Raw genomic sequence first — 21,260 nt, forward strand, 5'->3', positions numbered from 1 at the left:
TTGAAGCTTACAAAATTTGCTTCAACACTCGATCTGCTTTTACGCGAGTTATCTTACGTATTAGCTTCTGCACAGCCTCGGGGTAATCTTCCGCTTTTTCTAACTGCCTATAAGTACAAATTAGCTGAGTATGCTGAAGAATATTCTCCACCTCTTTCTCAAATTGAGAAGTGAGGTGGTGGAAGTGGTCTTGAATAAAGAGCGCGTTTTCGAGATCTAGACTCCAAGCTCTTGGGTTTAGGTTGTTACCCGTAATTAGCATGTAGCGCTTATCTACCCAAATGCCTTTTAAGTGGAAGCTATTCTCTTCGTGTTTCCATAAATGGATAGAAAGCTTACGACTTGCGATATTGGCTTCATTAGATTTAGCAAATTGGCGCAAGTTACGCTCATAGAGATAAGGTAAGCCACCAATCGTTTTAAACTCTTCCTCAGGCGAGATATAAAAATCATTGGCTGTTTTATCACCTACGACGATAGTCACTTTTACCCCACGTTTTAGGGCCTTTCTGACTTCTTTGGCAACACTGCGTGGGAAGTTAAAATAGGGCGTGCAGATGAAAATTTCATCTTTCGCTTTTGCTAGTAATTGATTGATGCCTTGATTAAGTTTATTACGCTTTTTCCCAACCCCGACGATTGGCGTGATCGCGACTTGTTCTTGAGAGACACTCTGAGTTTCAAATTGATAGGTGGACTTCGCTAGAGAGGCACGTAGCTGGCGAATCTGTACTTTTATCTCTTTGGTATCAGGCTTACTCGGGCAAGCTAAATCATTCACTGCCGGATGTTCGATCATCTCTTTTTGCACAAAACTGCTCATGCTGTCTGCAAGTGCTTTATTGTTCATAACGTGATAGCGATCAAAACGATAGCGTTCTTTATAATTAAGATAGATGTTGTTAAGACTCGCGCCACTGTAGATGACTGAGTCATCTATAATGAAGCCTTTTAAGTGCAAGACGCCAAAGACTTCACGTCCTCGAACAGGTACGCCATAGATTGGAATTTTATGCCGGTATCTATCTGCAAAGTTTTTATACATGGAAGCATTGGTTTCCCCCGGTTCGGATCCAATCAAACCACGTTGAGCACGGTGCCAGTCAACACAGACGTTCACTTCTAGGCCAGGGTTACGCTGCTTGGCTTCATAGAGCTCTGTTAAGACTTCTCTTCCCGCTTCATCATCTTCTAAGTAAAGAGCAACCAGGTAGATTCGTTTACTTGCCTGACGAATCGCTTCAATTAAGCGAATCCGAAAATCTTTAGCCGCATAAAGGGTTTCAAACTGAGCGGGATCTTGCGCCAAAGTAGGAAGTTGTTCGAATAAATTCCTATTAGTCATCATGTTGGATGGGTTACCTTTACTTAACGTGGACATGGATATTAGCAAAATGTGCTAGCAGTTCCTAGCGGCCAGATCTTGCTTCGACAATCGCAGTGGTAAAGCTTGTGACTTACTTATTTGAGCGAAGACTGATCTCACCACCAATATAGGTTTCTAAACCATTTTTCGTTTCTAAAAGTACCGCGCCTTGTTCGTTAATACCTCTAGCGAGCCCAGTGATCTCTCTCGGTCCCATGAGCAGTTTAACTGGACGGTTGATGAAGTTATCCAGTCGGTTCCATCTTTCCACAAACCCGACCATTCCATATAGTTCATAATCAGTCAACGCTTTATGCAGTGTAGTTATCATGGAAATCGCGAGCTGGTTTCTATCAATATCCTGATTGTTTGCCACCTCAGAGAGACTAGACCAAGGTTGGTTAATACCTTCCGTCGAGTCTGACATCATCAAGTTGAGCCCCATACCTATTACAAGGTTGGCCGCTGCACCAGCCTGACCTGACATTTCGACCAGAATGCCTGCGAGCTTCTTATCTTGATAATAGAGGTCATTCGGCCATTTTAACTTAACACCTGTCAGTCCCATTTCTTCGAGAGCTTCGACAATTGCTACGCCAACTACAAGGCTTAACCCCATCGCGGCTGCCATACCAGCATCTAAACGCCAAAACATCGATAGGTATAGGTTTGAGCCAAAAGGAGATACCCATTCTCGTCCTCGGCGACCTCTGCCTTTGGCTTGATACTCTGCAAGGCAAACTGACCCTGATTCTAAGCTATCGATTCTATCGAGTAGATATTGGTTGGTTGAGTCGATAATGGGGATTAGATCTACGTGGTTAGCTAGGCTATTTTGGAGTATTTCCTGATCGAGTAGCTGGATAGGTTTAGCGAGTTGGTAGCCTTTTCCCTGCACGCGAAATACATCGACGCCCCAAGCTTGGATACCTTTGATGTGTTTACTTATCGCTGCTCGAGAGACGCCAAACTTCTCTCCAAGCTCCTCTCCCGAGTGAAAGCCTCCTTGAGATAAAGTCTTCAAGATAGAGAGCTTTACGGAATGTTCTTTCATTGCTGATTCTCCAATATCTCCTCAAGATTGGTTTCTGCCTGAGAGCCGATAAATCTTACCTCGTGTTCTAGGGTTATCTGGTACTTTTCAAACACAGTTTGTCGCACTGTAGCAGCTAATTTGACAACGTCCTTTGCTGTTGCGTTGTCTTTATTCACCAACACCAAGGCTTGCTTAGGGTGAACTTGAGCCCCGCCGATTTGATGGCCTTTCAATTGGCATTGATCTATTAGCCAGCCAGCGGCTACTTTTACGCCACCTTGTGTTGGATACGCGGCAATATTGGGGAATTGTTTACTCAAATTTTCGAACTGCTGGTTTGATACCACTGGGTTCTTAAAGAAGCTCCCTGCATTGCCTAGCTTGGTAGGGTCAGGCAGTTTTTCCGTTCGGATTTGGCAAACTCGTTCAAACACTTGCTGTGCGTTGAGGGGGGCGCTTTGCAGAGATTGAAGTGGGCCATATTCGATATTCGCTGACCACTGCTTGGGGAGCTTTAAGCCAATCGCGACAACCATGACTTTCTGAAACAGCTCATGTTTAAAAATGGAGTCTCGGTAGCCAAATCGACATTCTTCAGTACTCAATCGCTTTGTATGGAAGGTTTCCAAACAAAGTATGTCGACGTATTCGCAAACATCTTTCAGTTCAACGCCGTAAGCGCCAATATTTTGAATTGGGGCGCTGCCAGCACAACCAGGAATAAGGGCGAGGTTTTCCAATCCATAATAACCTTGCTCAACGCTCCATTTGACTAAGCTAGGCCAATCTTCACCGCCTGCAATGTGCAGGTGCCAATGAGTGTCGCTTTCAGTGATTGACTTACCGAGTAAATTATTCACGACTACAACGCCTTGATAGGGTTGAGTAAATAAAACATTGCTGCCTTTACCCAAAATGAGCTTTGGAAGATCCAACCATTCTCGTTTTTGATAGGCTTGTTGAATCTCTTCAACGTTTGTCACTTCAACTAGGTAAGAGCAGGTTTGAGAAATGGAGAAAGTATGGAAGCGACTAAGATCTGCGTTAGCTAATATTTGCATCGGATTTATTGAGTAATCTAAACTGCGCACATTCTACCTCAAATAAAGGTTGGGTGATAATGAACGCCATGCAGATAGAACAGATTGATCCGCTAAAATTGCCTTTAGTCACGCGTTTGTATAAGCAGTTTTACCCATCCGGTAAGGCTAAAAAGGATGAGCTGACATTAGTAGGGTATCTCGATGATCAAATTGTGTCGGTTGTGCGCTTGAAAACGATAGAAAATATCAGATTACTTACGGGTATGTTGGTTGTGCCTGATAAACGTCAACTCGGTTTAGGTCATCAATTGATGCAATATTGCTCTGCTAATATCCTTGCTGGTAGGGACTACTGTTTTGCTTACGAACACCTAGAAAATTTCTACGCTCAGCATGGGTTTGCAACAATAGAACCTTCAGGCTTGCCCGGTCAACTAAAAGAGCGGTTTCATCGTTACAACCGAAATAAGAAATTAGTTCCAATGCAATTCTTGCTGCAGTGATGTATCAGTATATCAATGAGTTGCGTTATTAAGCCCGTGCGCAATAATGATTATTGTGATGAAAGGAAGTGATATGAAAAGCACGGAGAAAATTTTACAAGTCATCAAAACTCGTGGCGCTGTTACGGTTAAGGAGCTTGCACAAGAACTTGGTATGACCACTATGGGAGTCAGGCAGCACCTACAAAAGCTTGAGAAGAATGGGTTGCTATCATATGAAGATCGCAAGGCAAAGATTGGGCGTCCTACACGCCATTGGTTACTGACGGCCTTGGGCCATAAGCAGTTTGCGGATCGTCATGGAGAGCTGACTATCCAAGTGATTGATGCGGTGGAGCATCTATTTGGTGAGGATGGGCTCAAAAAAGTTGCAGAGGAACGCGAGCGGAGCACCTTTCTCAGCTATCAAATGCAACTTAGCGAATTGTCTGGACTGGAACAGCGTTTGATTAAACTGGTGGAATTGAGACAGCAAGAAGGCTATATGGCGGAGCTTGAAGAGTGTAATAATCGCTATCTATTGATCGAAAACCACTGTCCTATTTGTAATGCGGCGGTGCATTGTCCTTCTTTGTGTCAGTCTGAACTGAATGTGTTCCAGAAGCTTCTTGGAGACTTGTGTGTGATTACTCGGACGGAGCACATCATCCAAGGACAACGTCGTTGTTGCTATGACATTACCCCTATTGAGCAATAGATGTTCTCACTTATGAGAATGTGGAACTGTACATTTCCCTTTTTCTGTCGTTAATCTAAACTCTTTTTATGGTGGTGATAAAACTATCACTATATGGGAGGAATCATGAGTGCGGCACTAATCAATCAAACTTTACCATCTTTTGATGAGCTCATGGCTCTAGCACAAAATAACCCAGAAGAGTTTAATCGCTTTAAAAAGAATATGTGTAAGGAGATGATCAATTCTGCCTCTGAGGAAATGCAAGGGAGGTTGTGGGCCCAGCAAAGTCATATAGATAGGGTTGTTGGGCACTGTAAGAACCCGAATCACACCAATGTCGTGCTGATGCGAGAGTTAGTCAGTCAAATGGGTAAGTTCCATGAGGCTCTTGAAGGCGATGTTCTAGATAAGGAGTATAAGGATATTGATCTTATCGTTTTAGATGAGTGGCGCTAACACCTTGTGGCTTAAGTCAAACTAGTTGTCTATGTTCACAGTGTGGCCTCTATGTTACACTTCCGCGCTAAATAGAATTTCTGAAATAGTTGTTAGGGCTTTATGGCCTTAAAAGGATTAAGTGTGAGCGGGCAAATTCAACAATCACCTCAAGAACAGCAATACTCACCTCAAATACCCTCTTCGTTTCAAAGCAATGATGAGATTGACCTAAGAGAATTATTCAAGGCTCTTTGGGGTGGGAAGCTGATCATTATTGCTACAACAGTTTTATTTGCGATAGCAGCGGTGGCTGTTGCATTGAATTCTCAAGAGTGGTGGTCTTCAAAAGCAAAAGTAGGTTGGGCGCAAGCGCAAGACATATCTGCATACAGGCAACAAGTGAAGCAGTTTCAGCCTGTTTTTGACATTTATCAAGACGATGGAACGGTTTTGGTGAGTGAAGAGCTTGATGAGTTAACTGATCCTGAGGTGCTATTTGGCAGGTTTGTTAGTGCTTTCAACTCGAGTGATAATAAGCGCCGCTTTTTGGACTCAAGTGAAGAGTTTCAGCAGTTTAAAGAAAAAATTAATGCTGAACTAAGTGGTGAGGCATTAATTAAAGCGAGGAGAACTCTCTATTCCGAATGGTTTGATAAGATTGTTGCTAAAGAAGAAAACTCTAAAAATAAGCGGACGCCTTATAATATCAGTTTCCAGTCAACGACAAGTGAAAGCAGCTATCTACTGTTAGTGAATTATATTAAAGCGATTAAAGCTAAAGTACATCAAGATGCATTGAGTAATTTAAAGGCAATAGTATCAGCGAAAAAAAATGAGTTGGTACAACAAAAAAGAATCCTAGAAGTGCAAGCGAAGAACAGCTTACTCGTTGAGGCGGATAAGTCTCGCTATGCATTGAGTATAGCGCAAGCGGCAGGTATCACATCCCCGATTCAATCTCATGATAGTAGAGAGATTTTCGATATTAATATGGGGTCAAAAGCTCTAGCCGCTAAATTAGATGTACTAAGTTCAATAAAAAACTTAAGCGTTATCGAACCTCGTCTTCAACAAGTTAATGCAAAACTGGAAATGTTGGATAACCTCAAAGTTAACCGCTCAATCCAGTTTCAAACCTTCCGTTTCTTAGAGGATGTTGAGCAGCCGATTACGCGTGATAAACCTAAACGTACTCTTATAGTAATCCTAGGTACCTTACTTGGTGGTATGTTGGGTGTGGCTATCGTGCTGATACGCTTCGCCTTCCGCCGAGAGCTAGATTAAATAGAGACCGACTTCTAGCTGGATGACCTCCTAGTCATCCGGCTTTTTCATTCTCAATAGCATCTAAGACCTAAATCACACAAAAATTCCTCCTTCCCCCTTGGGTTTCTCTTATCCGTCCTCATATAGACATCATTAGGCTGTTATGGCCATTCATCATGTAAATATGGAAACTAATCAGGAGAGACGACCGATGAACATTCGTCCATTACACGACCGAGTTATCGTAGAACGCCAAGAAGTTGAATCTAAGTCTGCTGGTGGTATCGTTCTAACTGGTTCTGCTGCAGAGAAATCAACTCGCGGTGTAGTTCTGGCTGTGGGTAAAGGCCGCATTCTAGAAAATGGCTCTGTGATGCCACTGGACGTTAAAGTTGGCGACACTGTTATCTTCGCTGAAGGTTACGGTACTAAAACGGAAAAAATCGACGGTAAAGAAGTGCTAGTGATGTCTGAAAATGACATTATGGCTATCGTTGAGTAATAGCAATCATTGAGTAATTTTTTGCTCAGGTTCAAAGACAAATCAAAACGAAGAATTTAGAAAAGGAAACTAAAGATGGCTGCTAAAGACGTTAAATTTGGTAATGACGCACGTATTAAAATGCTAGAAGGCGTCAATGTTCTAGCGGACGCAGTAAAAGTAACACTAGGTCCTAAGGGCCGTAACGTAGTTCTAGACAAATCTTTCGGTGCACCAACTATTACTAAAGATGGTGTATCTGTTGCGCGTGAAATCGAGCTTGAAGACAAGTTCCAAAATATGGGCGCGCAGATGGTTAAAGAAGTCGCTTCGCAAGCAAATGACGCTGCAGGTGATGGTACAACAACGGCAACAGTGCTTGCTCAGGCTATTGTTAACGAAGGTCTAAAAGCGGTTGCTGCTGGAATGAACCCAATGGATCTTAAGCGCGGTATAGACAAAGCCGTAGTTGCTGCAGTTGAAGAGCTAAAAGCGCTATCGGTTCCATGTGCAGATACTAAAGCGATTGCTCAGGTAGGTACTATTTCTGCTAACTCCGATGCAAGCGTTGGTAACATCATTGCTGAAGCGATGGAAAAAGTGGGTCGTGATGGCGTTATCACAGTTGAAGAAGGTCAGGCTCTGCAAGACGAGCTAGACGTAGTGGAAGGTATGCAGTTCGATCGCGGTTACCTATCACCTTACTTCATCAATAACCAAGAGGCAGGTTCTGTTGATCTAGAAAACCCATTCATTCTTCTGATCGACAAGAAAGTTTCAAACATCCGTGAGCTTCTTCCGACTCTAGAAGCTGTAGCAAAAGCGTCTCGCCCTCTACTTATTATCGCTGAAGATGTAGAAGGTGAAGCACTAGCAACGCTAGTTGTGAACAACATGCGTGGTATCGTGAAAGTGGCGGCAGTTAAAGCGCCAGGCTTCGGTGATCGTCGTAAAGCAATGCTTCAAGACATCGCTATCCTAACAGGTGGTACGGTCATTTCTGAAGAAGTGGGTCTAGAGCTAGAAAAAGTGGTTCTTGAAGACCTAGGCCAAGCGAAACGTGTTGCGATCACTAAAGAAAACACTACTATCATCGATGGTGTAGGTGAAGAAGCAATGATCTCTGGCCGTGTTGCTCAAATCCGTCAGCAAATCGAAGAAGCGACTTCAGACTACGACAAAGAGAAGCTGCAAGAGCGTGTTGCTAAGCTAGCTGGTGGTGTTGCAGTCATCAAAGTTGGCGCTGCGACTGAAGTTGAAATGAAAGAGAAGAAAGATCGCGTAGAAGACGCTCTACACGCGACTCGCGCTGCAGTTGAAGAAGGTGTAGTAGCTGGTGGTGGTGTAGCATTAATCCGCGCAGCTTCTAAGATCACTGAACTTCAAGGTGATAACGAAGAGCAAAACGTTGGTATCCGTGTTGCTCTACGTGCAATGGAAGCACCAATCCGTCAAATCACTATGAACGCAGGCGATGAAGAATCAGTGGTTGCCAACAACGTGAAAGGTGGTGAAGGTTCTTACGGTTACAATGCGGCAACTGGTGAGTACGGTGACATGCTTGAGATGGGTATCCTAGACCCAACAAAAGTCACTCGTTCTGCACTTCAGTTTGCGGCATCAGTGGCTGGCCTAATGATCACAACAGAAGCGATGGTTACGGATCTACCTCAGAAAGATGCACCTGCGATGCCTGATATGGGTGGCATGGGCGGTATGGGTGGTATGGGGGGGATGATGTAATTACCCGTGAGCTACTTAGCTTAATAAGTATAAACGGAGACTTTGGTCTCCGTTTTGTTTTGCCACAAAATAGCTTAGACATCGGTGTTAACAGTAACTCCACCTGTATGTGGTGTTATTATGTCTGAGTTTTCTAATGCAAATGGAAAGAGGACTGATTTTTCCATCGATTTATAATGGAGTGCGTTGTGAAAGTTGCGGTTGTTGGTACAGGTTATGTTGGTCTATCAAATGCGATGTTGTTATCTCAAAATCATCAAGTGGTTGCTTTAGATGTGATTGAGCAAAAGGTGGAACTGTTGAACAACAAAATATCCCCGATTGCTGATACCGAAATAGAAGAATTTTTGATAAATAAATCATTAGATTTTGAAGCAACGACAGATAGGGAGTACGCCTATGTCGGTGCCAAATTTGTAATTATAGCTACACCAACAGACTATGATCCAGAAACCAATTACTTTAACACTTCATCAGTAGAATCTGTTATTAAAGATGTGATGGAAATAAACCCTCAAGCAGTTATGGTTATCAAGTCTACGGTACCCGTTGGGTATACAGAGAGAGTTAAACAAGATCTGCAATGTAATAATCTCATCTTTTCACCAGAGTTCCTACGAGAAGGTAAAGCGCTTCACGATAACCTATATCCTTCGAGAATTATTGTCGGCGAACAGAGTGATCGTGCTCGTGAGTTTGCAAGTTTACTTATTGAAGGAGCCAAAAAACAAGATATTGAAGTGCTACTAACCAACTCGACAGAAGCTGAAGCTGTTAAGCTATTCTCTAATACTTACCTAGCAATGCGCGTAGCTTACTTTAACGAGTTGGATTCTTACGCAGAAGCGCATGGGTTAGACGCTCGTCAAATAATACAAGGCGTTGGCTTAGATCCTAGAATTGGTAATCACTATAATAACCCTTCATTTGGGTATGGTGGTTATTGTTTGCCCAAAGATACGAAACAACTTCTAGCTAACTACGAAGATGTCCCTAATAACATAATCGGAGCTATAGTTGAGGCTAATCGTACACGTAAAGACTATATCGCTGAATCAATCTTAAAGCGTAATCCTCACACAGTGGGCATTTATCGACTAATTATGAAGTCGGAATCAGATAACTTTAGAGCTTCTTCTGTTCAGGGGATTATGAAAAGACTTAAAGCTAAAGGTATTTCAGTGATTGTCTATGAGCCTGTTTTGAAGGAACCGGAGTTCTTTAATTCAAAGGTCTATCAAAGCCTAGAGGAGTTTAAGTCTACAGCGGATGTCATCGTCTCAAATAGGATGGCGGATGAGCTTCTTGACGTTGTTGATAAAGTTTATACAAGAGATCTGTTTGGCTCCGACTCTTAGTCACAGTAGTGATTCAAACGGAGCCTTTAGGCTCCGTTTTCATATCTGATTTATAAGCAGAGGTTTATTTACTATCAAATAACTCTGCTAGAGGTTAGAGAATAATCTCTCTTACTTCAGCATCTTTGCGCTCAAGATAATGGGTGGATTTAATGCGGCGAATGGTACGGCAGTGACCTCGGATAAGCAGTGTTTCTGTGGTAGCAATGTTACCTTGGCGAGTAATGCCATCCAGCAGATCACCTTTAGTAATACCAGTTGCTGAGAAGACCACATTATCACTCTTCGCCATGTCTTGCATGGTGAGTACGACATTGGCTTCTACACCCATTTCTTTACAGCGTGCTAGCTCTGCCGTGCCATAAATTCGGTTTTCTTCTGTATCGCCTTTAACTTCATGACGAGGCAGTAAACGGCCGTGCATGTCACCATCCAGAGCACGGATGACTGCAGCAGACACCACCCCTTCAGGTGCGCCGCCAATGCAGTACATTACATCGACTTCGCTGTCTGGCATGCAGGTTAAAATAGAAGCCGCTACGTCACCATCGGGTACAGCAAAGACACGTACTCCCATTGCCTGCATCTCCGCAATCACCTGATCATGGCGGGGTTTAGCCAGTGTAATAACGACCAAAGTATCTAGGGTTTTATTTAGTGCTTGGGCGATATTCTCTAGATTATCTCTCAGTGGTTTGTTGAGATCGATGCAGCCCTTCGCACCAGGCCCAACAACCAACTTTTCCATATACATGTCTGGTGCTTTAAGGAAACTGCCTTTTTCACCTGCAGCGAGGACTGCTAGGGCATTTGATTGACCCATAGCTGTCATGCGTGTCCCCTCAATAGGGTCAACTGCGATATCGATGTCATCACCGCCTAGGCCAACATTTTCTCCAATATATAGCATGGGGGCGTCGTCAATCTCGCCTTCACCAATTACGATTTCGCCACTGATCTCTGTTTTGTTAAGTAAGATTCGCATTACTTCAACGGCAGCACCATCGGCCGCATTTTTGTCACCTCGTCCTAGCCATTTATAACCAGCCAGTGCGGCGCCTTCAGTTACTCGGGAAAATGCCATTGCTAAATCGCGTTTCATGAGGACTCCAAATCTAGAGAATAGGGGAATGAATTAAACGCGCAGGATTTTAGCACATTCGTAAGTAAACGTTTGCTATTTTAGGCTAGTGAGATTGAACTCGATCAAAATGAGGTGCAAATCGCCAAAAAAATTACCCGCAACACTTCTCCGTCAGTACATTGTCAATGTATGCTGTTTTTTTGACCGAATGATACGAAATATAGAATATAGGGCGTGTTTATCACTCTCTGCCTAAGTAGAATGAGAGTATTAGGTGGAGAAAGCTCTTCACAATAACCGGACAATACAAGGTAGGCTAAGATGTCTTTTGAAGTACTAGAAAAACTAGAAGCGAAAATCCAAACTGCAGTTGACACCATTGCACTTCTACAAATGGAAGTGGAAGAGCTGAAAGAAGAAAAAGAAAAGCTAGCTGTAGAAGCTAATGAGCTTCGCTCTAGCCGTGAAGAGATTGAACAGAAAGCACAGCAAATGCAGCAAGAGCACTCTGCATGGCAGGAGCGTATCCGTAATCTGCTCGGTAAGATGGACGAAGTCGAATAAGTCCTGTCTTAATGAGAAAAGGGTTGGCTTGTGGCCAACCCTTTTACGTTTGAGAGGAAGAGGAGTTACCAGACAGGTTACACTTGAGGACGTACACCTAGTGTATGGCAAAGTGCATAGGTCATCTCTGCACGGTTTAGTGTGTAGAAGTGGAAGTCTTTCACACCTTCACGGCTCAGCACTCGAATCATATCGATTGCTTGGCTTGCACCAACCAATTGACGCGTGGTTGGATCATCATCCAGACCTTCAAACTGTTTTGCCATCCAGCTTGGTACTTTGACATTGTTTTGTGCGGCAAAGCGTGACGCTTGCTTAAAGTTAGAAACCGGCAAAATACCTGGTACGATTTCAACGTCGATACCCGCTGCAACACAGCGATCACGAAAACGTAGGTAGCTTTCGACGTCAAAGAAAAACTGAGTGATAGCACGGTTTGCTCCCGCGTCCACTTTGCGTTTTAAGTTGAGCAAATCGGCTTGAGCACTTTTTGCTTCAGGATGCACTTCTGGGAAAGCAGCGACGGAAATATCAAAGTCATGACGCTCTTTCAGCAGTTCTACCAGATCGGAGGCGTACATTTCTGGCTTACCGCCACCCGGTGGGATGTCACCACGAAGGGCGACAATGCTCTCAATACCATTTGCCCAGTAATCATCCGCAATGCGAACTAACTCTTCGCGTGACGCGTCAATACACGTTAGGTGAGGAGCGGCGATTAGGCCGGTTTCTGCCTTGATTTCTTTAATGATGGAGTGAGTGCGGTCACGTTCACCCGAGTTGGCTCCGTATGTAACAGAAACGAACTTAGGTTTTAGTGTTTTGAGGCGATGGACAGAGTTCCACAATGTTTCTTCCATTTTTTCACTGCTTGGTGGAAAAAACTCAAATGACACATTGATGTTGTCAGAAAGCTCGGCGATATTTTGATTTAAGGCATCAATATGGCCTGCGTGTGTGTATCCCATCTTACTCTCTCCATGTGGTAACCAAGACCACGAAAACTCAAATTCCTCAAATCGACGTTTAGACGTCTATATGTCCACAGGATGTATTGAATACGATTTAAAGTCAACAATACGATTATGAATTTTTCTCAAGTTAAATATTAGACGCTTTCAACTTGAAAGGTGAATAGTTGTGCGGGAAAGAAAAAGCGCAGCTGAGGGCTGCGCTAAAGTCGATTATAAGAAGCTGGAAAGTAAGTTGAGATCGGACTGAATCGCACCTGCGGTTACTTCTCGACCAGCGCCCGGGCCGCGAATGACTAGAGGGTTATCCTTGTACCATTTACTTTCGATGGCAAAGATGTTGTCACATGGCAGCAAGTTAGCTAATACATGTTCTTTGCTAAGTGCCTCAACTCCCACGGTTGCAGAACCGTTCTTTTCCAACCTAGCAACATAACGAAGTACTTTATCTTCACGCTGAGCTTTTTCTAAACGTTCAGCTAATAGCTCACTTAATAGTTGGCTATTATCGAGGAAGTCATCGAGAGATAACTCTGCGAGTTCAGAGGGAACTAGGCTTTCGACTTTGACGGCTTCAGGCTCGAGGTCGAGTCCTGCCTCACGAGCAAGGATAACCAATTTTCGCATAACATCGGAACCGTCGAGATCGCTACGCGGATCGGGTTCAGTTAACCCCTGCTGCCAAGCGAGATCCACCAGCTCAGCAAAAGGGACACTGCCATCATATTGTTGGAATAACCAAGATAACGTGCCGGAAAAAATTCCGGATAGGGCATGAATATCATCACCACTCTCACGTAGATCTTTGACGGTATGATTAATGGGTAAACCTGCCCCGACTGTTGCATTGTACAGCCAGTAGCGGTTTATCTTGGCAAAGGCATCTTGCACTTGATGATAATAACTGCTGGACGCAGAGCCGGCGACCTTATTCGCCGAGATAAGGTGCATGCCTTGTTCTGCAATCTCTAGGTAACGTTCTGCCAGCTGTGGGCTTGCCGTCACATCAAGTACGACTACGTCATCGTAACCTTGGATGGCGCCGAGCTTTCTTACCCACTCATTACCTTGGTATTCAACGGCCTCTTCTTCATAGTGATCGCTGACGGTACTGGCATCAATCCCTTCAGGATTGAACCAATAATTTTGGCTGCCAACAACGGCAACCAGTTCAAAGTTCATGCCGCGACGCTTTTCCAGTTCAGCTTTTTGTTCGGCGAACAGTTCGAGCCAGCTCGATCCAATGTTGCCTTTACCACATAGAGCAATGCCGACACGTTTTTGAGCTTGAAATAACTGGCTATGGATTGACTTAACCAGAACAGAAGTATCCGTACTGCGCAGTACAGCGACTAAGCTCAAACCAGATTGGGATTCTGATATGAACTCGATAGGTGCAGCTTTGAGCTTCTGATAAAAACCATAGCAATGGCTCGCATTTTTCGTCACGCCTGCGCCGACAGCCGCAATCAGGGAGTAGCCTTCTTTGAGCTTAATTTCTGCTTCTATCGCCGCATCTTGCAGATATTCGAGCGCACCACCTGCAATCTCGGCAGTGTAGGCGAGGCGTAGGGTTTGCTGATCTTCCTGAACCTCGTAGGTTAAGGGTTCTAGCTGTGCTCGTTTCAAACTTGCCAAGGTTTCCTGTTCAAGGCGTTTGAAGTCATGCCCAGAGGCAAAGTTGAGTTGAATAAGCAGTACTTCTTTTAACGAGGAGATAATTTTAGCACCGCGGCCTGATGCAAGAACACGTTCGATTCGAGTTGATCCAGCTTCGGGGTCATAGCTACAACGTAGGTGCAAATCCATCGCACTTTGTGCAACAGGCTGTAAAGTACGACTGTGTAAAACGGGCGCTGCAAGCCGGGCTAATTCACTGGCTTCGTCAAGGCGAAGTAATGGCAACAGGCAAGCATCCGAAACTAAACGAGGGTCTGCGCTGTAGACACCGGCAACATCACTCCAGATGGTCACGCGTTTTACTTCGGCTAGTGCACCAATGACAGTGGCGGAGTAATCTGAACCATTACGACCAAGCAGAACGGTATGGCTTTGCTCATCCTGTGCCATAAAACCTGTGATCACAACGCGGTGATGGGCGTGTTGAGCGAGCACTTCCTTGATCAGCGGATAGGAGGTGCCTCGGTCAACTTCAGGTTGTGTGCCTGCTTCGGCACGTAGGAAGGCTCTTGCGTCCTGAGCGACAGCCTGTAGGTCATTTTGATTCAGTAATGCTGCCAGTAGTCGTGAAGACCACACTTCTCCGTGACCTAATACGGCTGCGCGCTCGGCGCTAGTTAACGGAGCTGTTAGCTCACCCAGTGTACTGAATTCATCGTTGAGTGTTGCGATCAACTGTTGTTGAGTCTCTCCTTGGAGTAGTTCCTCAACCAGCTGGGTTTGAAACTGACGCAACGTTTGCAATGCCTCATGCGCGAGGCGGCCATCTTTGCTTAATGCGTCGAGAAATTCGATCAAACGGTTGGTGGTTTTACCCGCAGCAGAGACAACAATCAAATCTTCTTTGTCTGAATACTCTTTGAGTATGTTGACGACGCGGCGGTAACATTCTGGATCCGCAAGGCTACTGCCGCCAAATTTATGCAATTGACGTTGCTGACTCATGACAACGCCTCCTTGGTTTTATGAAATGCCTGCTCAAGGTCTGCAATCAGGTCGTCAGCGTCTTCTAGACCAACTGAAAGGCGTAGTAATTGTTGGGACACACCAGCTTCAGCTAGTGCCGCTTCTCCCATTGCTCGGTGTGTCATCGACGCTGGGTGGCAAATCAGGCTTTCTACGCCGCCAAGTGATTCAGCGAGTGAGAAGAGTTCTAGCTGACCAACAAAGTGTTTGAGCTGCTCAAAGCTGCCTGCAAACTCAAAGCTAAGCATGGAGCCAAATCCAGACTGCTGCTTTTTCGCAATCTCATGACCAGGGTGATCCGGCAAGCTAGGGTGATAGATATTACCTACCAGAGACTGAGACTGTAGGTAATTGAGAATGTGCGCTGAGCTTTCTTCATGTACTTTCATGCGTGCGCCCAAGGTGCGAATACCGCGTAATGTCATGTAGCTATCGAATGGTGTGCCTGTTGCGCCGATACAGTTGCCCCACCAAGCAAGATCTTCAGCATGCTGCTCAGTTTTAGTGATCACCACGCCACCGATGACATCAGAATGACCATTAATGTACTTGGTTGTCGAGTGAATGACGAAGTCAGCGCCGAGTTCGAGAGGCTTTTGGAACACAGGTGTCAAAAAGGTATTGTCGACGCCGACCAGTGCACCAACCTGACGGGCTTTTTCACATACCGCGGCAATGTCGACTACGCGGACCAAAGGGTTAGACGGTGTTTCTAACAGAATCAGTTTAGGTTTTTTTGCAATAGCCTCGTCCAAGGCTTTTTGATCGGACTGATCGACAAACTGGACCTTGAAATCACCTTTTTGAGCGCGGGTATTAAACAAACGGTACGTACCGCCGTAGCAATCGTGTGGTGCGACGATCAGATCATCTGGGCCAAGAAATGCAGAGACCCATAAGTTCAATGCAGAGGTTCCACAGTTGGTTACTACCGCACCTTTACCAGACTCCAGCTCATACAGAGCTTTTTCTAACAAGCCACGGTTTGGGTTACCCGAGCGAGTGTAGTCATATTTTGGCACTTCGCCAAAGGCGGGAAAACCGTAGTTAGTCGAGAGGTAAATAGGTGGCACAACGGCGTGATGCTGAGTGTCTGACTCGATACCAGTACGTACCGCGATTGTGGCTGGTTTACGGGCGCTCATAAGTGTTTCCTTTCGAACTGTAGTGACTTGGCTGGAGATTACACTATACCTGTTTGCCGGATGTTAGATATATGTTATTCCAATCGTATGTCTCTTCACTTTACTTCTCATTTTTAAAGACGTCAACACTTCTAGACGTCTATATGTCTTTGCTTGTGGCCATAAATCCCGCTAAAATTACGCTTTCTAATTTTATACATAATGAATCATAAAGGTGCGCAATGGCAGATTGGAACGGCGAATACATTAGTCCGTATGCTGAACATGGAAAGAAAAGTGAACAAGTAAAGAAGATTACGGTTTCTATTCCATTGAAAGTATTGAAGGTTTTAACTGATGAGCGAACCCGTCGTCAGATTAATAACCTGCGCCATGCGACCAACAGTGAACTGCTTTGTGAAGCGTTTTTGCATGCTTATACAGGCCAGCCACTACCTACTGATGAAGATTTACGTAAAGATCGCCCAGATGATATTCCCGCGGAAGTGAAAAAACTCATGACTGAGATGGGGATTGAATTCGAAGCGTATGATGAAGAGTAATCACCAGCTGCACACCTTATTTTTATTTCGCTAAATACAAAAAAACCGCTGAATATTCAGCGGTTTTTTGTTTCAGAGAGAAACGCTTACGCTTCCATGTAATTCTCTGGCATCTCAATACGAGCTACACCTGATTCCACTGCCGCTAGAGCAACCGCTTTTGCAACACGCGGTAATAGGCGGGAGTCCATTGGCTTAGGAATAATGTAGTCAGGGCCAAATTCCAGCTTATCCACACCTGCGGCTTTCAGTACTTCCGCTGGAACTTCTTCTTTCGCCAGTTCACGAATGGCGTCCACCGCAGCGAGTTTCATTTCATCGTTGATTTCGCTAGCACGAACATCGAGAGCACCGCGGAAGATGAATGGGAAGCACAACACGTTGTTTACTTGGTTCGGGTAGTCGCTGCGACCTGTACCCATGATTAAATCATCACGGACTTCATGTGCCAGCTCTGGCTTGATTTCCGGATCTGGGTTTGAACACGCAAAGACAACAGGTTTGTCAGCCATCAGTTTGAGAGCTTCAGGAGCGAGCAAGTTCGGGCCAGATACGCCTAAGAACAGGTCTGCGCCTTCAATAACATCTTCCAGCGTACGCTTGTCAGTGTTATTCGCAAATAGCTGCTTGTATTCGTTGAGATCATCACGGCGAGTGTGGATAACGCCTTTGCGGTCAAGCATGTAGATTTTCTCGCGCATCGCACCACATTTGATCAGTAGCTCCATACAAGCTACTGCAGCAGCGCCTGCGCCAAGACAGACAATCGTCGCGTCTTCTAGCTTTTTGCCTTGCAGTTCAATTGCGTTAAGCATCCCGGCTGCGGTTACGATCGCTGTACCGTGTTGGTCATCGTGAAAAACCGGCACATCACAGCGCTCGATTAATTGCTTTTCAATTTCAAAACAATCTGGGGCTTTAATGTCTTCAAGGTTGATACCGCCAAACGTATCGGCAATGTTGGCAACCGTATCGACAAATTCTTCGATTGTGCGGTGTTTGACTTCAATGTCGATAGAGTCCAAACCTGCAAAGCGTTTGAACAAAAGAGCTTTACCTTCCATGACTGGCTTTGATGCCAGTGGACCTAAGTTACCAAGACCAAGAATTGCTGTTCCGTTAGAGATAACCGCCACCATGTTACCTTTAGAGGTGTACTTGTAGACATTATCTGCATTCTGTGCAATTTCACGTACAGGCTCAGCCACGCCTGGGCTGTACGCTAACGCCAGATCACCTGCCGTTTCGGCTGGTGTTGTCAGCTCCACCGAAATTTTACCTGCTGTTGGGTAAGCATGGTAATCCAGCGCTTGCTGACGGAATTGTTCTTCAGGGGATAGTTCTTGGCGATTGTCATCGGACATAGGTGTAGGTACTCGTTAATAATAATTAGGATAGGGGAAATCCATTCTAGAGTAACTAAGTCAAGCTGCCTAGGTCAGAATGCGAGCTAAAGCAATAAAATGTGCTAAATCACTGGAGATAAGACCAGATGGGTAGAGATATGGCTAGCGAATATCAAACAGTGGAAGAGATTATTCTGAATGGGTTGGGGCAAAAGCAGATAACAAAAAAGGACGCCGTAGCGTCCTTTTCTCTTCATCTAAAAAGAAATTATTTCTTAGAAGAAAGAGCACCGAAACGCTTGTTGAAGCGATCTACACGGCCGCCAGTATCAACGATACGCTGCTTACCAGTGTAGAATGGGTGACATTTGTCACATACGTCTAGGTGGATTGACTCTTTAGTTAGAGTTGAGTTGAACTCGAAAGAGTTACCGCAAGAACAAGTTGCTTTAACTGCTTTGTATTCTGGGTGGATACCAGCTTTCATGGGAGAACCTCTGTAATAGGCCGTGTCGCTATCCGATTCTAAGCCGGACACCACACGTAGTTAATAAAATGTCACTTTGGATACCGCTGCTCAAAAGCAAGCCATATCACTAAGGCGCGATATAGTAATGAATACGTTCTCTGGGATCAACCGATTTACCAATAAAGTTGCTACTTTTTTCGCCTATGAGGTTGAATCATCGCAGAACTGAAGTTCATGATGTCGTTGCTTCCCCGTTTAGCGCTTTTCCCTTAGACTAATTGGGTACCTTTGATTGTATTTAAGCTTATATGCGACCGACGATTGCCCGAGTAGCCTTGCCTGTACCGCTCGACAAACAATTTGACTATCAGATCCCCGCTCACCTATTCCCTGTTATTGGTGGACGTGTGTCTGTGCCTTTTGGCCCCCAGACTTTGGTGGGGGTGGTGACTGCGCTTGTTAATCAATCAGAATTTAGCATTGATAAACTCAAACCGCTGAAACAGGTGTTGGACTCTCAGCCTGTCTGGCCAGATAGCCTCTATGAGTTGCTGCAGTGGTGTAGCCAGTTCTATCATTATCCGCTTGGCGAAACGCTATTCAATGCTATGCCCAGTGCGTTACGTAAGGGAAAAAAAGCGGATTTTGCTTCGCTGGTGGAATGGCGTTTAACCGCTTCTGGTCGTGAGCAGTTAATGCTTGGTTCTGGTTTAACTGTGAAGCGAGCCAAAGTGATGCATAGGTTAGAAGTTGGTCCTGTACCACACCAGCATTTTCTTGATGAGGAGATCAGTACCAGTGTCCTTAAGGGATTAAATGAGAAAGGTTGGATTGAGTCAGTTGAACGAAAACCAGAAATTCGCGATTGGAGCCAGCAGGTGGAGGCGGATGTTGATAAGCCAAAGCTTAATGAAGAACAGGCTGTGGCGATTGCAACCGTCAATAGCTTAAGTGGATTTGGCTGCTTTCTACTAGAAGGTGTCACTGGGTCAGGGAAAACGGAAGTTTACCTAAATCTTATTAAGCCAGTACTAGAGAAAGGGCAGCAAGCATTGGTGTTGGTCCCCGAAATTGGTCTGACGCCTCAAACAATCAATCGCTTTCGTCATAGGTTTGAAGTTCCAGTTGCTGTTATTCATTCGGGGCTCAATGACAGTGAGCGGTTAAATGCTTGGTTAAGTGCTCGTGATAAAGCGGCTGGCATCGTAATTGGTACACGCTCAGCACTACTGACACCTTTTTCAGATCTCGGCATCATCATTGTTGATGAAGAACACGATGCTTCTTATAAACAGCAAGACAGCCTTCGCTATCATGCGCGTGATGTCGCCGTAATGCGGGCCAATAAGGAACAAATCCCGATTGTTCTTGGCTCAGCAACGCCTGCGTTGGAAACGCTGCATAACGCCTTATCAGGCAAGTACCACCATCTGACACTGACAGCGCGCGCAGGCAATGCTGTACCGACGACAAATAAGGTGTTGGATGTAAAAGGCCAGTATCTGGAAAGTGGCTTATCTGCGTCTTTAATTGCTGAAATGCGTCAACACCTCAGCGCGGGCAATCAAGTGATGCTATTTCTCAATCGCCGCGGTTTTTCGCCAGCCTTGATGTGCCATGATTGCGGTTGGATTGCCGAATGTAAGCGTTGTGATGCGTATTACACCTACCATCAATACAGCAATGAAATTCGTTGTCACCATTGCGGTTCTCAGCAGCCTACTATTCATCAGTGTAAAGGGTGTGGTTCATCCAACTTAGTAACGGTGGGCGTTGGTACTGAGCAGCTTGAAGCGCAACTGGGTGAGCTCTTTCCTGAATATAAAACCATACGGATTGACCGCGACAGCACTCGGCGTAAAGGGAGCCTTGAATCAGCGCTAGGTGCAATTCGTAGCGGTAAATACCAAATATTGATTGGTACTCAGATGTTGGCGAAAGGTCATCATTTCCCTGATGTGACATTGGTAGCATTGCTGGATGTTGATGGTTCACTATACAGCAGTGATTTCAGGGCATCAGAGCGTTTGGCTCAATTGTTTATTCAGGTAGCAGGGCGTGCCGGTCGTGCGAGCAAACCCGGGGAGGTGATACTACAAACCCATCACCCTGAGCACAGTTTGTTACAGGCACTGCTGACCAAAAGTTATCGCCATTTTGCTGAGACTGCATTACAGGAACGTAAATTTGCCCTGCTGCCACCTTATTCTTATTTGACACTGTTTCGTGCCGAGGCGAATAACTCCCAACACGTGGAAGCATTTTTGCGTCAGGTTCGTCATACCTTGGAAGCTCATCCTCTCTTTGACGGTTATTGTCAGGTTTTGGGCCCCACACCGGCTCCGCTGGCAAAACGAGCTGGTAAGCACCGTTGGCAGCTAATGTTGCAGACGCAAACTCGCCCAAGGATGCAAAAACTACTGGCTAGTGCCAAACCCGCGATCCAAATGCTACCTAATGCAAAAAAGGTTCGCTGGTCTTTAGATATTGAGCCGCAAGATCTGAGTTGATTTTCATCTTTTTCATTTAATTGTGATTCACGTCTCGCTGCGGGGTTTAATTTTGTTAATCTTCCCGTAA

General features: G+C 45.0%; 19 protein-coding genes. 10 read left to right on the forward strand and 9 right to left on the reverse strand.

Translation table 11 applies throughout. From position 1 onward, the window contains the following. Window positions 1-7: 7 nt before the first annotated feature. The 3 genes from pssA to murB all read right to left on the reverse strand — a co-directional run bounded on the left by pssA (window position 8) and on the right by murB (window position 3,463). Entirely contained in the window at window positions 8-1,348 is a 1,341-nt protein-coding gene (pssA, locus tag CTT30_RS00910; RefSeq protein WP_252035785.1) for a CDP-diacylglycerol--serine O-phosphatidyltransferase, read from the reverse strand. Window positions 1,349-1,457: 109 nt separating this feature from the next. Further along, a complete protein-coding gene (birA, locus tag CTT30_RS00915) occupies window positions 1,458-2,420 on the reverse strand; it encodes a bifunctional biotin--[acetyl-CoA-carboxylase] ligase/biotin operon repressor BirA (RefSeq protein ID WP_252035787.1) in 963 nt (320 codons plus the stop codon). After that, the gene (gene murB / locus CTT30_RS00920; RefSeq protein ID WP_252036587.1) at window positions 2,417-3,463 is read right to left on the reverse strand and encodes a UDP-N-acetylmuramate dehydrogenase; all 1,047 of its coding nucleotides are present in this window, start codon (window positions 3,461-3,463) and stop codon (window positions 2,417-2,419) included. Before murB ends, birA begins: the two co-directional genes overlap by 4 nt. Window positions 3,464-3,522: 59 nt before the next feature. On the opposite strand from murB, the gene CTT30_RS00925 reads away from it, so the two are divergent. From CTT30_RS00925 to CTT30_RS00955, 7 genes are all read left to right on the forward strand, one after another. After that, the gene (locus CTT30_RS00925) at window positions 3,523-3,948 is read left to right on the forward strand and encodes a GNAT family N-acetyltransferase (protein ID WP_252035789.1); all 426 of its coding nucleotides are present in this window, start codon (window positions 3,523-3,525) and stop codon (window positions 3,946-3,948) included. 73 nt (window positions 3,949-4,021) lie between these two features. After that, window positions 4,022-4,645, forward strand: a complete 624-nt coding sequence (locus CTT30_RS00930; protein WP_252035790.1) for a helix-turn-helix transcriptional regulator — start codon at window positions 4,022-4,024, stop codon at window positions 4,643-4,645. Window positions 4,646-4,750: 105 nt separating this feature from the next. Further along, entirely contained in the window at window positions 4,751-5,083 is a 333-nt protein-coding gene (locus tag CTT30_RS00935; RefSeq protein ID WP_239837964.1) for a DUF3135 domain-containing protein, read from the forward strand. Between the two features lie 102 nt (window positions 5,084-5,185). Continuing rightward, complete coding sequence (locus tag CTT30_RS00940) at window positions 5,186-6,349, forward strand: LPS O-antigen chain length determinant protein WzzB (protein WP_252035792.1); 1,164 nt, start codon at window positions 5,186-5,188, stop codon at window positions 6,347-6,349. Between the two features lie 193 nt (window positions 6,350-6,542). After that, entirely contained in the window at window positions 6,543-6,833 is a 291-nt protein-coding gene (locus CTT30_RS00945) for a co-chaperone GroES (protein ID WP_239837966.1), read from the forward strand. 75 nt (window positions 6,834-6,908) lie between these two features. After that, window positions 6,909-8,555, forward strand: coding sequence for a chaperonin GroEL (gene groL / locus CTT30_RS00950; protein WP_239876191.1), 1,647 nt, complete (start codon window positions 6,909-6,911; stop codon window positions 8,553-8,555). 188 nt (window positions 8,556-8,743) lie between these two features. Then, entirely contained in the window at window positions 8,744-9,913 is a 1,170-nt protein-coding gene (locus tag CTT30_RS00955) for a nucleotide sugar dehydrogenase (protein ID WP_252035794.1), read from the forward strand. 94 nt (window positions 9,914-10,007) lie between these two features. On the opposite strand, the gene glpX is transcribed toward CTT30_RS00955, so the two are convergent. Next, window positions 10,008-11,015, reverse strand: coding sequence for a class II fructose-bisphosphatase (gene glpX / locus CTT30_RS00960; protein WP_252035795.1), 1,008 nt, complete (start codon window positions 11,013-11,015; stop codon window positions 10,008-10,010). A 303-nt stretch (window positions 11,016-11,318) separates the two neighbouring features. Between glpX and zapB the strand changes: the two genes are divergently transcribed. Further along, a complete protein-coding gene (gene zapB / locus CTT30_RS00965) occupies window positions 11,319-11,561 on the forward strand; it encodes a cell division protein ZapB (RefSeq protein WP_006963347.1) in 243 nt (80 codons plus the stop codon). Window positions 11,562-11,638: 77 nt separating this feature from the next. Here zapB and metF read toward each other — a convergent pair whose 3' ends face one another. From metF to CTT30_RS00980, 3 genes are all read right to left on the reverse strand, one after another. Further along, a complete protein-coding gene (gene metF, locus CTT30_RS00970; protein ID WP_239837970.1) occupies window positions 11,639-12,529 on the reverse strand; it encodes a methylenetetrahydrofolate reductase in 891 nt (296 codons plus the stop codon). Window positions 12,530-12,745: 216 nt separating this feature from the next. Continuing rightward, window positions 12,746-15,157, reverse strand: a complete 2,412-nt coding sequence (gene metL / locus CTT30_RS00975; RefSeq protein ID WP_252035796.1) for a bifunctional aspartate kinase/homoserine dehydrogenase II — start codon at window positions 15,155-15,157, stop codon at window positions 12,746-12,748. Further along, complete coding sequence (locus tag CTT30_RS00980; RefSeq protein ID WP_252035798.1) at window positions 15,154-16,323, reverse strand: O-succinylhomoserine (thiol)-lyase; 1,170 nt, start codon at window positions 16,321-16,323, stop codon at window positions 15,154-15,156. The genes metL and CTT30_RS00980 overlap by 4 nt, the downstream gene beginning before the upstream one ends. A gap of 221 nt (window positions 16,324-16,544) precedes the next feature. On the opposite strand from CTT30_RS00980, the gene metJ reads away from it, so the two are divergent. Further along, window positions 16,545-16,865 carry a met regulon transcriptional regulator MetJ gene (gene metJ / locus CTT30_RS00985; protein ID WP_006963343.1) on the forward strand — a complete coding sequence of 107 codons (321 nt, stop codon included), beginning with the start codon at window positions 16,545-16,547 and terminating at the stop codon, window positions 16,863-16,865. Window positions 16,866-16,951: 86 nt separating this feature from the next. Here the strand turns inward: metJ and CTT30_RS00990 are convergent, their stop codons facing one another. Both CTT30_RS00990 and rpmE read right to left on the reverse strand, forming a co-directional pair. Beyond that, window positions 16,952-18,229 carry a malic enzyme-like NAD(P)-binding protein gene (locus tag CTT30_RS00990; RefSeq protein ID WP_252035800.1) on the reverse strand — a complete coding sequence of 426 codons (1,278 nt, stop codon included), beginning with the start codon at window positions 18,227-18,229 and terminating at the stop codon, window positions 16,952-16,954. 250 nt (window positions 18,230-18,479) lie between these two features. Then, window positions 18,480-18,698, reverse strand: a complete 219-nt coding sequence (gene rpmE / locus CTT30_RS00995; protein WP_006963341.1) for a 50S ribosomal protein L31 — start codon at window positions 18,696-18,698, stop codon at window positions 18,480-18,482. A 290-nt stretch (window positions 18,699-18,988) separates the two neighbouring features. Between rpmE and priA the strand changes: the two genes are divergently transcribed. Next, window positions 18,989-21,190 carry a primosomal protein N' gene (gene priA / locus CTT30_RS01000; RefSeq protein WP_252035802.1) on the forward strand — a complete coding sequence of 734 codons (2,202 nt, stop codon included), beginning with the start codon at window positions 18,989-18,991 and terminating at the stop codon, window positions 21,188-21,190. Window positions 21,191-21,260 lie beyond the last annotated feature (70 nt).

The sequence above is a fragment of the Vibrio coralliilyticus genome (assembly GCF_024449095.1).
Lineage (GTDB): Bacteria > Pseudomonadota > Gammaproteobacteria > Enterobacterales > Vibrionaceae > Vibrio > Vibrio coralliilyticus_A.